The sequence below is a fragment of the Leifsonia sp. GW821-FHT13C09 genome, from assembly GCF_058806435.1.
Window position 1 is genome coordinate 210,928 of record NZ_JBXAPS010000005.1, and the last position, 12,694, is coordinate 223,621.

General features: G+C 71.7%; 13 protein-coding genes. 7 read left to right on the top strand and 6 right to left on the bottom strand.

From position 1 onward, the window contains the following. Nucleotides 1-13 precede the first annotated feature (13 nt). Nucleotides 14-1,516: a peptide MFS transporter gene (locus AC1ROW_RS16795; protein WP_493020031.1), complete on the top strand. Its 1,503-nt coding sequence runs from the start codon at nt 14-16 to the stop codon at nt 1,514-1,516. A gap of 157 nt (nt 1,517-1,673) precedes the next feature. Further along, nucleotides 1,674-2,336 (top strand): MOSC domain-containing protein, encoded by a 663-nt coding sequence (locus tag AC1ROW_RS16800; protein WP_493020032.1) that lies wholly within the window; start codon nt 1,674-1,676, stop codon nt 2,334-2,336. A gap of 105 nt (nt 2,337-2,441) precedes the next feature. Here the strand turns inward: AC1ROW_RS16800 and AC1ROW_RS16805 are convergent, their stop codons facing one another. Further along, nucleotides 2,442-3,326: a hypothetical protein gene (locus tag AC1ROW_RS16805; protein WP_493020033.1), complete on the bottom strand. Its 885-nt coding sequence runs from the start codon at nt 3,324-3,326 to the stop codon at nt 2,442-2,444. Between the two features lie 76 nt (nt 3,327-3,402). On the opposite strand from AC1ROW_RS16805, the gene panD reads away from it, so the two are divergent. Together panD and AC1ROW_RS16815 are read left to right on the top strand one after the other, a co-directional pair. Next, nucleotides 3,403-3,840, top strand: coding sequence for an aspartate 1-decarboxylase (gene panD, locus AC1ROW_RS16810; RefSeq protein WP_493020034.1), 438 nt, complete (start codon nt 3,403-3,405; stop codon nt 3,838-3,840). Further along, nucleotides 3,837-4,367: a DUF302 domain-containing protein gene (locus AC1ROW_RS16815; protein WP_493020035.1), complete on the top strand. Its 531-nt coding sequence runs from the start codon at nt 3,837-3,839 to the stop codon at nt 4,365-4,367. Before panD ends, AC1ROW_RS16815 begins: the two co-directional genes overlap by 4 nt. Nucleotides 4,368-4,370: 3 nt before the next feature. Here the strand turns inward: AC1ROW_RS16815 and AC1ROW_RS16820 are convergent, their stop codons facing one another. Beyond that, nucleotides 4,371-5,657 (bottom strand): saccharopine dehydrogenase family protein, encoded by a 1,287-nt coding sequence (locus AC1ROW_RS16820; protein WP_493020036.1) that lies wholly within the window; start codon nt 5,655-5,657, stop codon nt 4,371-4,373. A gap of 95 nt (nt 5,658-5,752) precedes the next feature. Between AC1ROW_RS16820 and AC1ROW_RS16825 the strand changes: the two genes are divergently transcribed. Continuing rightward, nucleotides 5,753-6,661 carry a LysR family transcriptional regulator gene (locus AC1ROW_RS16825; protein WP_493020037.1) on the top strand — a complete coding sequence of 303 codons (909 nt, stop codon included), beginning with the start codon at nt 5,753-5,755 and terminating at the stop codon, nt 6,659-6,661. 14 nt (nt 6,662-6,675) lie between these two features. Here AC1ROW_RS16825 and AC1ROW_RS16830 read toward each other — a convergent pair whose 3' ends face one another. After that, complete coding sequence (locus AC1ROW_RS16830; protein ID WP_493020038.1) at nt 6,676-7,536, bottom strand: aldo/keto reductase; 861 nt, start codon at nt 7,534-7,536, stop codon at nt 6,676-6,678. Between the two features lie 53 nt (nt 7,537-7,589). Continuing rightward, nucleotides 7,590-8,561 (bottom strand): aldo/keto reductase, encoded by a 972-nt coding sequence (locus AC1ROW_RS16835; RefSeq protein ID WP_493020137.1) that lies wholly within the window; start codon nt 8,559-8,561, stop codon nt 7,590-7,592. A gap of 163 nt (nt 8,562-8,724) precedes the next feature. Here AC1ROW_RS16835 and helR point away from each other — a divergent pair, with 163 nt between their 5' ends. Continuing rightward, nucleotides 8,725-10,884, top strand: a complete 2,160-nt coding sequence (gene helR / locus AC1ROW_RS16840) for an RNA polymerase recycling motor ATPase HelR (protein WP_493020138.1) — start codon at nt 8,725-8,727, stop codon at nt 10,882-10,884. Here helR and AC1ROW_RS16845 read toward each other — a convergent pair. Both AC1ROW_RS16845 and AC1ROW_RS16850 read right to left on the bottom strand, forming a co-directional pair. Next, nucleotides 10,881-11,129 carry a glutaredoxin family protein gene (locus AC1ROW_RS16845; protein WP_454110058.1) on the bottom strand — a complete coding sequence of 83 codons (249 nt, stop codon included), beginning with the start codon at nt 11,127-11,129 and terminating at the stop codon, nt 10,881-10,883. The two genes, helR and AC1ROW_RS16845, sit on opposite strands and share 4 nt — an antisense overlap. Before the next feature lie 9 nt (nt 11,130-11,138). Further along, on the bottom strand, nt 11,139-11,807 hold the full coding sequence (locus AC1ROW_RS16850; protein ID WP_493020039.1) for a nucleoside/nucleotide kinase family protein: 669 nt from the start codon (nt 11,805-11,807) through the stop codon (nt 11,139-11,141). 188 nt (nt 11,808-11,995) lie between these two features. On the opposite strand from AC1ROW_RS16850, the gene AC1ROW_RS16855 reads away from it, so the two are divergent. Then, nucleotides 11,996-12,598 (top strand): GNAT family N-acetyltransferase, encoded by a 603-nt coding sequence (locus AC1ROW_RS16855; RefSeq protein ID WP_493020040.1) that lies wholly within the window; start codon nt 11,996-11,998, stop codon nt 12,596-12,598. Nucleotides 12,599-12,694: the final 96 nt, after the last annotated feature.

A 12,694-nucleotide genomic window follows, 5' to 3' on the forward strand; every position in this document is an offset into this window, starting at 1 on the left:
TTGGAGTGCGACCATGGGCGCCATGAGTGGCACCGACAGCTCCAACGGCCCTGAAGGCGAAGCAGTGGCGACGGCCCCGCCCACCGACGCGAGTCACGGGTTCTTCGGGCAGCCGCGTTCGCTCGCCAACATCTTCGGCGTGGAGATGTGGGAGCGGTTCTCGTTCTACGGGATGCAGGGCATCCTCCTCATCTACCTCTACTACAGCGCGGCCAAGGGCGGGCTCGGCGTCGACCAGGCCACCGCCGCGGGCATCGTCGGCGCGTACGGCGGGGCCGTCTACCTCTCCACGATCCTCGGCGCGTGGTTGGCGGATCGGTTGTTCGGGTCGGAGCGGGTGCTGTTCTGGAGCGCCGTCGTCATCATGGCCGGGCATATCTCGCTCGCAGTGCTGCCCAGCTTCGCGGGCGTGATCGTCGGCCTTCTGTTCGTCGCCGTCGGCAGCGGCGGCCTGAAGGCGAACGCGACGCGCATCGTCGGGACGCTCTACGACGAGCACGACTCCCGCCGCGACGCCGGGTTCTCGCTGTTCTACCTCGGGATCAACCTGGGCGCGTTCTTCGGGCCGCTGCTGACCGGGCTGTTGCAGACCACGCTCGGCTTCCACTGGGGCTTCGGGCTCGCCGCGGTCGGGATGGCCATCGGTCTCATCCAGTACTCGATCGGCCGGAAGCGCCTCCCGGAGCGGTCGCGCGAGGTGCCGCACCCGCTGCCGCGCACGCGCCTTCCGCTGGTGATCGGAATCGCGGTGGCCGGGGTGATCGTCATCCTCGTCCTCACCGGGGTCATCAACGCCATCAACCTCGCCCTCTGGGTGATCGGCGTCACCATCGTGGCGGCCATCGCGTACTTCGTTGTCATCCTCAGCTCGAAGCTGTTGAGCGGCGACGAGCGCAGCCGCATCGTCGCCTTCATCCCGCTCTTCATCACCAACGCGGCGTTCTGGTCGCTCTACCAGCAGCAGTTCACCGTGGTGACGATCTACTCCGACAAGCGGCTCGACCGGATGCTGTTCGGATGGGAGTTCCCGGTGTCGTGGGTGCAGTCCATCAACCCGGTCTTCATCATCATCCTGTCCGGCGTGTTCGCGGCGATCTGGACCAAGTGGGGCGACAAGCAGCCGTCGACTCCGCTGAAGTTCGCGGCGGGGACGGTCGTGATGGGCCTCGCGTTCTTCCTCTTCCTGTTCTGGGCGGGCGGCGGAGCGAACAGTACGCCCCTGCTCGCGATGGTCGGCATCCTGCTCGTGTTCACGATCGCGGAACTGTTGATCTCGCCGGTCGGCCTATCGGCGTCGACGAAGCTGGCGCCGCACGCGTTCCAGGCGCAGATGGTGGCGCTGTACTTCCTGTCGGTGGCGCTCGGGACGGCGATGTCCGGGCAGCTGGCGAAGCTGTACTCGCCGGCAACGGAGGGCGTGTACTTCGGGGTGATCGGCGCGGTCGCGGTGGTGATCGGCGTTGTGCTGGCCGTGATGAGTCCGTGGGTGCTGCGGATGATGCGCGGGGTGCGCTGAGGGAGAGCGTCGGCAACGGAGGAGGTCGGGGGCGACACGCCGGTGCGTGGCAGTCGGCGGAGGAGATCGCGGGCTGCGGCGGTGGGATCTCCTCCGGTGGCTGCGCGGGCGGTCGTGCGCGCACGGCGAGTGGGCAGGGGCGGGCATACTGGAGGGCATGACGGTAGGGGAGAGCGGCGCGCGGGTCCTTGCGGTGTGCCGCGTCGCGCAGCTGCGGCCGGACGCCGGCAACGTCGGAGTGACGGCGATCGACAAGCAGCCGGTGGAGTCGCGCCTGAAGGTGCGCCCGCTCGGCCTCTACGGCGATGTGCAGGCCGACCGTAAGCATCACGGCGGCTCGACGAAGGCTCTCTACGCCTACGCCGACGAGGCCGCCGAGTGGTGGGCCGGGGAGCTCGGCCGGACCATCCCGCCCGGACTCTTCGGCGAGAACCTCCGCACGGCCGGCCTGGATGTCGATGGCGCGGAGATCGGCGAGCGCTGGCGGATCGGCGAGAAGCTGGTGGTCGAGGTCACCTGCCCGCGCACGCCGTGTGCGACGTTCCAGCGCCGGATGGGGGAGCCGCAGTGGGTGCGCCGGTTCACCGAGGCTGGGCGCGTCGGGGCGTATCTGTCCGTCGTGCATGCCGGGACGGTCGGCGCGGGCGACACGGTGGAGGTCGTGCGGCGGCCGGGACACGGAGTCACGATCGCGTCGTGGTTCACGGGTGCGGACGCCGACCAGGCTGACGCGCTCGTGGCTGCGGAGCGGGCCGGTGGGCTCGAGCTCGCCCGCGAGATGACGGAGTCGATCGCGAAGGTCCGCGGCCGCGCCGCGTAACGCGGGCGCCCGAACCCAGCGGAGGACATCCCCCCTCCGCAGCCCGCGATCTCCTCCGCTGACTGTCGAGCACCGGCGCGTCGCGCCCGATCTCCTCCGTTGCCGCTACTGGGCGTCCAACCCCAGTTCCCGCCGCCAGTGCGCCAGGAACTCCGCCCCCGCGGTGTCGTGCACCGCGTCACCGATCGTGATCACCTCGTACGGCCGCTCCAGCACGCCGTCGGCCGGCCGCACATCGACGTGGGCGACCTCCCGCCCCGTGCTGTGGACGAAGTCCGCCATCTTGTAGTCGCTGCGCGAGTCCCCGATCGAGCGCCAGCGGTGCGGGAGCGGGCCGCGCTCGGCGAAGTAGTCGAACGCACGCTGGGCGCCGCGGTCCTTGTCGAGCAGCACGGACTCGATGTCGGTGGAGATGATCGTCGGGTCGATCCGGAAGGGGACGTCGCCAGCCGCGTCGGGGGCGACGCGCTCGCCGTAGCGCAGGCCGAGGCCGAGCCCGGTCAGGAGGTCGAAGGCTGCAGCCTCGAAACGGGCCTGGGCCTCCTGGTACGTCTCCGAGTCCACGTCGGTGCGCTGCTCGACCGAGATCATCGCCCGCTTCGTCTCGTCGAAGAACATCGTGTCGGCGAACCGCTCTCGGACCAGCGACCGGATGCCGTCGACGGCAGCGTCGGGCAGCGCGACCGACGCGTCGACCGTGACCTCGCCCATCCCCTCACCCGTGATCGGCGCCCATGCGCCGCCCTTCTCGAACACGCCGAACATCCGGGCGCCGTGCGATTCGAGCGCATCGCCGAGGCCGGCGTCGCACAGCGGGGCGACGACCTGGTGACGGATGAAGTCGCCCGAGCGGCCGGTGATGAACGCGATCGGCACGCCCGCGGCGGTCATCGCGACCAGGTCGGTGACGATGCTGCGGATGGCGATGGTCCGGGTGACGGGACTGGCGATCGGGCCGTCGACGTCGAAGAGGAGTCCGAGGTTGTGCACGCTCCATTCTCCCGCGCGCGCCGCCGTGCCTCCGAACCGCGGGACAATGGATACCAGGCCACGAAAGGAACGTCCCGTGCTCCGCACCATGTTCAAGTCGAAGATCCACCGCGCCACCGTCACCCACGCCGACCTCCACTACGTCGGCTCGCTGACCGTCGACCTCGACCTGATGGAGGCCGCCGACCTGCTGCCCGGGGAACAGGTCGCCGTCGTCGACGTGACCAACGGGTCCCGGTTCGAGACCTACCTGATCGCCGGCGAACGCGGCAGCGGCGTCATCGGGGTGAACGGGGCGGCGGCGCACCTGGCCGAGGTCGGCGACACCGTCATCGTCATCTCGTACGCGCAGCTCGACGACGCCGAGGCGCGGGACTTCGTGCCGACCGTCGTGCACGTCGATGGCGACAACCGCATCCTCGGGGTCGGCGCCGACCCGGCGGAGGCGCTGAGCGCGGGCGTGCGCGTCCCGCCGTTCGCGGTCCCGTCCGCCGCCGGCACCGTGGTCGCGTGACGTACCGCGCGACCGAGCGCATCCACACCGTCGAGGCGAGGCGGATCGAGCTGGAGGCCGAGGTGCCGTTCGCGCAGCTCCGGCGTGCGTTCGAGGAGCAGGTCCCGGAGCTCGACCTGCGACTGCAGAGCGGCCTCCTGGACCAGCGCGCCGACTGGTCGACCCTCACCCGGATGCTCGAGGGGCCCGCCATGCACGGCCTGGTCCGGTTCTGGACCGGCGACCCGCGCCCGGTCATGCGCGTCGGCGGCGTGGACACCGCGAGCGTGGGCTACCTCGTCGGCGACTACGCGACGGCCGCGCGGATGTACCGCCACGACGCGGGCGCGATGCTCTACACGCCGATGCGCGTCGAGCTGCACGAGGCGGGCGGAGGCCGCACCGTGCTCAGCGTCGAACAGCCGAGCGCACCGCTGCGCGGATTCGGCAACAACAAGATCACGCAAGCGGGGTACGAGCTCGATCGGAAGCTGGGCGACCTGCTCGAAGACCTCGGGCTCCCGAGGCCGAGCGTGCTGCGACTGTAACGCTCAGGGCTCCCGCAGCCCCCAGCTCTGCCCGTAGCCGCCCTCCGCCACCGGCCGTTCCATCAGCTCCAGGAACGGCCGGGCCGGGAACGCCTCCGGCCCGAGGACCCCCACGCCGGTCCACGTCCCGTTCGCCAGCAGCTCCAACGCGATCACCGGGTTGAGCGCCGTCTGCCAGACCACGCACTGCGAGTCGTATTCGCGCATCGTCCACTCGTTGTCGGCCACGTGATACAGGTACACGCTGCGCGGCAGGCCGTCCTTCCCGGTGCCGGTCACCCAGACGCCCGCGCAGGTCTTGCCGGTCATCCGCGGGCCGATCGTGGCGGGGTCGGGGAGGGCCGCGGCGACCACATCGCGCGGGGCGACCTCCACCGGACCCGCCGCACTGCGGACGCGCAGCGGCGCTGTGGAGTCCAGCCCGAGCAGGTGCAGCGTCTTGAGCACGCCGATGAACTCCGCTCCGAGACCGTACTTGAACGTCACCCGGTCGGCGTCCAGCCAGCGCGGCATCAGCAGCACCTCCTCGTGCTCCACGTTCACGCATTCGATCGGGCCGATGCCGTCGGGGAAGTCGAAGACTTCCGGCTCGCTGAACGGCGGGGTGGTGTACCAGCCGCCGCCCTCCTCGCCGATGCGGCGCTTCTCGAAGATCACCGGCGGATTGAGGCATTCCTCGATCGTGGTCCAGATGCTGAACGAGGGCGCGAAGATCTCGTTTCCCTCGTCGTCGCGGACCACGAGGTTCGCCCCGTCGCGGGTGCCCAGCTCGTCGATGTGCGAGAACAGCTCGTCGGCGGCGTAGCGGGCGAACACGTCGGAGAGCCCGGGCTCGACACCCATGCCGACGAGCGCGAGCCGGCCCGCGGCCTCCCAACGCTGGTTCTCGGCGAACTGCGCGTCGCCGAGCTTCACGCCGGTCCGGCGGTACGGCTCGGTCTCGTGCGGGCGCGAGAGGCTCATCGCCATGTCGAGGTAGTCGGCGCCCGCGGCGAGGGCGCCGGCGAAGATCGACTCCACGAAGGAGGGCTCCACCGCGTTCATCACGTGGGTCGCGCGGTGCGCGCGGGCGACGGCCGCGACGGAGCTCGGGTCGGAGGCGTCGATCCGCGTCGCGCTGAAACGCGCGGCGATGTGCTCGCCGTGCCGCTCGCGGATCCACGCGACCGTGGCCTCCGCCCGGGACGGGTCGTAGTCGCTGACGACGATGGACTCGAAGAACGACCGGCGCGCGGCGATCTTCGCGATGGCGTTTCCGACGCCACCGGCGCCGATCAGCAGGATGCGCATGGTGCTCATTGTGCCGGTCGGGAGGCAGCCAGGGCGAGCACGGCTTCTCCGCTGGTGTCGATGGAGTGCATGCGATTGACCAGTATCCTTGCTGAATGGAACTTCGTCAGCTGGAGCACTTCGTCACCGTCGCCGAAGAGCGGCATTTCACGCGCGCGGCGGAGCTGCTGCAGATCTCCCAGTCCGGGCTGTCGGCCTCGATCCGCTCTCTGGAGCAGGAGCTGGGCACCTCGCTCTTCATCCGCAGCACCCGCCGCGTCGAGTTGACGACGGCCGGCCAGGCGCTGCTGGCGGACTCGGTGCGTACGCTGGCCAGCGCCGCCGCGGCACGGAACGCGGTGGCCGCCGTCCGTGGGCTGCTGCGCGGCCGTCTCACGATCGGCGCCGAGCCGTGCCTCGGGTCGGTCGACCTCCCGGCGGAGCTCGCCGCCTTCCGCACGGCGAACCCCGGTGTGGAGGTCCGGCTGCGCTACTCGGGGTCGGAGGAGCTGGTGGAGGCCGTCGCCGGCGGCCGCGCGGACGTCGCCCTGGTCGTCGACACCGGCCACGCCCCGAGCGGTGTGCGGCTGCGTCCCCTGACCACCCAGTCGCTGCTCGTGCTCTGCCACCCGGAGCATCGCTTCGCGACGGAGGACAGCATCCCGATCGAGGCACTGCGCGGGGAGCCGCTGATCGGCTTCCAGGAGGGCTGGGCCGCGCAGACGCTGGCCCGGCGCGCGTTCGCGGCGGCGGGCTTCGACTACCGGGCGGCGATGGAGGTCAACGACGTCCATCCGCTCCTCGACCTGGTCGGCTACAACCTCGGCATCGCGGTGGTCCCGGCGAGCTTTTCGCGCAAGCGGCCCGAGCAACTGCGGGCGGTCGCGCTCAGCGGGGAGGTGCCGGAGTGGACCGTGGCGGTCGCGGTGTCGGACGAGCCGAGCCCGGCTGCTGCCGCGTTCCTGCGGCAGCTTGCGCGGGTGGAGGCGCCGACTCCCGTCGACGCCTCCACGACGCTTGTCTGACGACCCGGGGCAGGCTACGCCGCGTTCAGCGCCGCGAGCTCCTCGTCCGTGAGCTCCACGTCCACCGCGGTGAGCGAGTCCAGGATGGTCTCCGGCCGCGACGAGCCCGGGATCGGGATGACGTGCGGGCTCTGCGCGAGGTGCCAGGCGAGCGCGACCACCTGCGGGCTGATGCCGCGGGCGGAGGCGATGTCGGCGAACGGCGCGAAGCGGTCGCCGAGGTCGCTCGCGTTCGAGATGCCGCCGAGCGGGCTCCATGGCAGGAAGGCGATGCCCAGTTCGTCGGCCAGCCGCAGTTCCGGCTCGCTGGAGCGGAAGGCCGGCGAGAACTGGTTCTGCACCGACGCCAGCCGGCCGCCCAGGATCTCCTGCGCCTGGCGGATCTGGTCGGGGTTCGCGTTCGAGATGCCGGCGTAGCGGATCAGCCCCTCGTCGAGAAGGTCGCGGACGGCGCCCACGGAGTCCGCGTACGGAACGTTCGGGTCGGGCCGGTGGAACTGGTACAGCCCGAGCGCGTCGCCCCCGAGCCGGCGCAGCGATTCCAGCGCGGCCTCGCGGATGTGCTCGGGACGGCCGTCGACGGTCCAGCTGCCGTCGCCGGGCCGCAGGTGGCCGCCCTTCGTCGCGACCAGGACGGTGGAGGCGTCGTCGCTCCAGCTGCGCAGCGCCTCGGCGATGAGCTCCTCGTTGTGACCGACCTCGTCGGCGTGCACGTGATAGGCGTCGGCCGTGTCGATCAGGGTGACGCCGGCGTCCAGCGCGGCGTGCACGGTCGCGATCGAGCGGGCCCGGTCAGGACGGCCCTCGATCGACATGGGCATCCCGCCGAGGCCGATCGCGGACACCTGCAGGTCGGCCAGTGCGCGGTACTTCATTCGTTCTCCTTGGTTCTCAGTGTCGTGGCTTCGTCGTGGTGTCGGCGCCCGGGCTACCAGGCGTAGTCCTCCGGCGCCGTCTTGTGTCCGGGGAAGATCTCGTCCAGCCGCGCCAGCGCCGCGTCGTCCAGGTGGACGTCGAGGGCGCGGATGCCGGAGTCCAGCTGCTCGCGGGTGCGCGGGCCGATGATCGGTCCGGTCACGCCCGGCCGGGTGAGGAGCCAGGCGAGCGCGATGTCGCCGGGCTCGTGGCCGAGCTCGGCCGCGAACGACTCGTAGGCCTCGATCGCGTCACGGTGGGTGGCGAGCGTCTCCGCGGCGCGACCCTCCAGCCGGCGCCGGCCTTCGTTCTGCTTGCGGATCACGCCGCCGAGCAGGCCGCCGTGCAGTGGGGACCAGGCGATGACCCCGACGCCGTTCGCCTGCGCGGCGGGCAGGACCTCCAGCTCCACCTGGCGGGTCAGGAGGTTGTAGATGGACTGCTCGCTGACCAGGCCGAGCGCGTCCCGCTTCCGGGCCTCCGCCTGCGCGGTCGCGATGTGCCAGCCGGCGAAGTTGCTCGAGCCGGCGTAGAGGATCTTGCCCTGGGCGATCGCGACGTCGATCGCCTGCCAGATCTCGTCCCAGGGCGTGTCCCGGTCCACGTGGTGGAACTGGTAGATGTCGACGTAGTCGGTCTGCAGCCGCTTCAGGCTGGCGTCGAGGGCGCGCCGGATGTTGAGGGCGGACAGCTTGCCCTCGTTGGGCCACTCGCCCATCGCGCCGTAGAGCTTGGTGGCGAGGACGGTGCGCTCGCGCCGCCCGTCGCCCTGCGCGAACCAGTCGCCGATGATGGTCTCGGTCGCGCCGTGGCCCTTGCTGCGGCCGTAGACGTTCGCGGTGTCGAAGTAGTTGATGCCGGCCGCGTGGGCGGCGTCCATGATCCCGTACGAGTCCTCGGGCGTGGTCTCCGGCCCGAAGTTCATTGTGCCGAGCACGAGGCGCGACACTTTCAGTCCGGAACGGCCGAGCTGCGTGTACTCCATGTCTGTCATGGCGTCAGCCTCCGCCGGAAGCGGCGAGAAGTCCAACAGGAGGTGTGGATGGGATTGTGCGCTCGGACTTGTGGATGCTGTTCCCCCCGCATTTCCAGGATACGGGAGGGCAGGGGGCTTGCGGCAAGGCCCCGGTCAGGGCGCAGAATCGTCGATCGTGACTGCCTCCTCGCCTGCCTTCGCCCTGCCCGAGAACCTCAGCGCCAAGTCCGCTCCTGCCCTCATCGGCGACGACGAGCGGCACTTCGCCGCCATCGATGCCACGCTCCGGAGGACCGTCGCCGAGCTCTCCGATCAGCTGGCCGCCGAGCTGCGCGCTCCGGGCGGCCACGGGCAGAAGGCGCTCGACCGGGACACGGAGGTCCGGAGGCTGAGCGCGCGGCTGCGGGCGCTCGGGAGGTTCGGGATCGACGTGTGCCTCGGCCGGATGCTCACCGCCGCCGGCGACACCGTCTACATCGGTCGCTTCGGGCTCACCGCCGACGACGGCGAGAAGCTCCTGGTCGACTGGCGGTCGCCCGCGGCCGAGCCGTTCTTCGGCGCCACGCTGGCCGACCCGATGGGGTTGGTCAGCCGCAGGCGCTACCGGTGGGCGAAGGGGCGGGTGACCGATTACTGGGACGAGGTGTTCGCGGCCGACGCACTCGACGACGCGGCCGAGCGCGCGGCGCTGGACGACCAGTCCGCCTTCATCGCGAGCCTCGGCGCGAGCCGGTCGCCGCAGATGCGAGACGTGCTTGCGACCATCCAGGCCGACCAGGACACCATCATCCGGGACGGCTCCCGCGGCGCGCTCGTGGTCGACGGCGGACCTGGCACCGGCAAGACGGTGGTTGCGCTGCACCGTGCGGCGTACCTCCTGTACTCCGACCCGCGCCTGTCGCAGGGGCACGGCGGCGTGCTGTTCGTGGGGCCGAGCCCGGCCTACCTCGCCTACGTCTCGGACGTGCTGCCGAGTCTCGGCGAGGAGGGGGTGCAGCTCTGCACGCTGCGCGACCTGCTGCCGGGGGGCGCAGCGGCCGGGCCGGAGGCCGACGAGGAGGTGGTCCGGCTCAAGGCGTCGGCCGCGATGGTGACGGCCGTCGAGCGCGCTGTCCGCTACCACGAGGTGCCGCCGTCACGCGGGATGGTCGTGGAAACCGAGTGGGCCGACCTCCCGGTGACGCCCGAGGACTGGGCGGACGCGTTCGACGCGGCCGGGGCCGGTGTCCCGCACGACGAAGCGCGCGACGAGGTGTGGGAGGAGCTGTTGACGATCCTGGAGGCGAAGGCCGGCGCTGCGGTCCCCGCCGCCGCGCTGCGCCGTCAGCTCACCCGGAACGAGGCGCTGCGGGCGGCGTTCACGCGCGCGTGGCCGCTGCTCGACCCGGCGGGGGTGCTCGGCGACCTGTTCTCCGTGCCGGCCTACCTGAGGGCGTGCGCGCCGTGGCTGACCGACAAGGAGGTCCGGGCGCTGCAGCGCGCGGAACCCCGCGCGTGGACGGTGTCCGACCTCCCGCTGCTCGACGCCGCCCGCCAGCGGATCGGCGACCCGGCCGCGAACCGGGTGGCTCGCGAGCGGGAGGCCGTGCTCGCCTTCGAGCGCGAGGGCCGCAACCGGGTGGTGGACGACCTGATCGCCGCCGACGACGGCGAGGGGCTGGTCACGATGCTGAAGGTGGAGGACGCCCAGCGCTCCCTGATCGATGAGGCCGCCCTCCCGAGCCTCGACCCGGACCTCCTCGGCGGGCCGTTCGCGCACATCGTCGTGGACGAGGCGCAGGAGCTCACCGACGCCGAGTGGCGGATGCTGCTGCGCCGGTGCCCGTCGCGCAGCTTCACGATCGTGGGCGACCGGGCGCAGACGCGGCACGGGTTCACGTCGTCGTGGGCCGATCGGCTGGCGGCGGTGGGCATCCGGGACGTGCGCGTCTCCACGCTGACCGTCAACTACCGCACGCCGGAGGAGATCATGGCGGAGGCCGAGCCGGTGATCCGCGCGGCCATCCCGGACGCGAACGTGCCGACATCGGTGCGCAGCAGCGGGCTCCCGGTGCTCCGCGGGAGCCGGGACGAGCTGGACGGGGTCGTAGCGCGCTGGCTCGAGGAGAACCCGACGGGGATCGGGTGCGTGATCGCGGCCGACGTCAACCGGGGCTGGACGGTGCCCTCCGACCGCATCCGGCTGCTCACGCCGGCGCAGTCGAAAGGGCTGGAGTTCGACCTGGTGGTGCTGCTCGACCCCGGCCGCTTCGGGGACGGGATCGAGGGCGCGGTCGACCGGTACGTCGCGATGACGCGGTCGACGCGGGAGTTGGTCGTGCTGGGAGGCTAGACCCCCAGCGCCGCCTGCAGTTCCGCGTCGCTCGGCTCCACGAGGTGCCGCCCGTCCGGGAACACGATCACGGGGATGTTGGTGCGGCCGCTGATCGCCTGGGCGCGGTCGGCCTGCTCGGGCTGGGCGACCAGGTCGATGTACTCGTAGTCGGCGCCGAGGCGGTCGAGGAGGGCCTTGGAGCGGATGCAGTCGCGGCACCAGTCCGCGCCGAACATGGTGACGGTGTCGAAAGTGTCGGTCATGCCTCCACCCTAGGCAGCGCCGACTGGGAGTCCGCCGTCCACGATCAGTGTCGCGCTCGCCGCGGTCGGCTCGATGATGCGGGCGTTGGCGCCGTCGACGTCGCGTGCCCAGGCGAGCGCGGCCTCCGGGGTGCGGCCGTGGCGGGTGTGCCGGTCCACGAGCCGGCGCATCCGCTCCTCCTCGGCGGTCGCGACGAACCACGACTCGGCCAGCAGCGGCGGGATGCGCGACCACGGGGCGGACGGCGCCAGCAGGTAGTTGCCCTCCACGATGACGAGTCGCGTGCCCGGCAGCACGGCCAGGCTCCCGGCGATCGGCTCGCCGACCGCGCGGTCGAAGGCCGGCGCGTAGACCGGGTGGTCGCGTTCGGCGAGGACACGCTCCAGCAGGGACACGAAGCCCCAGCCGTCGAAGGTGTCGATCGCTCCCTTGCGGTCGTGGCGACCCAGCGCCTCCAGGGTGGCGTCGGCGAGGTGGAAGCCGTCCATCGGCAGGTACGCGGCGACGGGCTCGCCGGCCAGCTCGTTCGCCGCGTCGACGACCGCGCGTGCGAGCGTCGTCTTCCCGGAGCCGGGACTGCCGGCGATCCCCACGAGTGCGCGGCCGCCGTCCGCGGTCAGCCGGAGACCGCGCCGGGCGAGCGCAAGCGGGTCGGTGGCCGGAGCGTCGGGGTGCATACCGCCATTGTCCACGCGTACGGGTGCGCCTACCGACGCGCCGTGCTCGCGCGGACCACCGGACCCCGTGCGCTGAGGGGGCTTCCCGGATGGTCCCGTCCTTGCGCCGGGCGAGCGTCGCGTCTCCGCACGGCGCTTGCCGCCCGACTCGCCTCAGCGTAGTTTCGCAGCGCGGAGGGGAGGCCGCCATGAGCGATGCCGACGCCGGCTTCACCGTCCGTGCGCTCGACCCCAGCACCTGGGACGCCTTCGCCGCGCTCTGCGACCGCCACGCCGGCGGCGGGTTCGGCGGCTGCTACTGCACGTGGTTCCACCGCGCCTCCCACTCCGCCCCGGGGTCGCAGCCCGAGCGGCCGGCCGGCTCCGCGAAGGAGTACAAGCACGACCTCGTCTTGGCCGGGCACGCGCACGCCGCCCTCGTCTTCGACGGCGACCGCGCCGTCGGCTGGGCGCAGTTCGGGTGTCCGGAGGAGCTGCCCGGGATCCATCACCGCAAGCAGTACCTGGAGACGGCGGCCGCCCTCCCGGACTACCGGGTCACCTGTGTATTCGTGGACCGGCAATACCGCGGCCGCGGCGTCGGCCGTGCCGCGATCGCGGGAGCGCTCGACCTGATCGCCGCCGCCGGCGGCGGGGTGGTCGAGGGCTATCCGCGCGACGACGACAAGCGCGTGTCGCCGTCGTTCCTCTACTGCATGACCCGCCGCGTCTTCGAGGACGCCGGCTTCGAGTACGACCGCCCCAAAGGCACCGTCAACTGCGTCATGCGCACCACCATCGCGGCTCGCTAACCGCGAATCGCGCGTCGCACATTCGTGACGAATCGCGGGAATGTGGCGCGCTTTCGCGACATTCGGCACGAATCGCGCCGCGGCGGCGCGTCGCGC

Bases quoted from the DNA above. Each gene is read 5' to 3' on its own strand.
- AC1ROW_RS16795 (WP_493020031.1), top strand. From the start codon at position 14: ATGGGCGCCATGAGTGGCACCGACAGCTCCAACGGCCCTGAAGGCGAA.
- AC1ROW_RS16800 (WP_493020032.1), top strand. From the start codon at position 1,674: ATGACGGTAGGGGAGAGCGGCGCGCGGGTCCTTGCGGTGTGCCGCGTC.
- AC1ROW_RS16820 (WP_493020036.1), bottom strand. From the start codon at position 5,657: ATGCGCATCCTGCTGATCGGCGCCGGTGGCGTCGGAAACGCCATCGCG.
- AC1ROW_RS16825 (WP_493020037.1), top strand. From the start codon at position 5,753: ATGGAACTTCGTCAGCTGGAGCACTTCGTCACCGTCGCCGAAGAGCGG.
- AC1ROW_RS16830 (WP_493020038.1), bottom strand. From the start codon at position 7,536: ATGAAGTACCGCGCACTGGCCGACCTGCAGGTGTCCGCGATCGGCCTC.
- AC1ROW_RS16835 (WP_493020137.1), bottom strand. From the start codon at position 8,561: ATGGAGTACACGCAGCTCGGCCGTTCCGGACTGAAAGTGTCGCGCCTC.
- AC1ROW_RS16845 (WP_454110058.1), bottom strand. From the start codon at position 11,129: ATGACCGACACTTTCGACACCGTCACCATGTTCGGCGCGGACTGGTGC.
- AC1ROW_RS16850 (WP_493020039.1), bottom strand. From the start codon at position 11,807: ATGCACCCCGACGCTCCGGCCACCGACCCGCTTGCGCTCGCCCGGCGC.
- AC1ROW_RS16855 (WP_493020040.1), top strand. From the start codon at position 11,996: ATGAGCGATGCCGACGCCGGCTTCACCGTCCGTGCGCTCGACCCCAGC.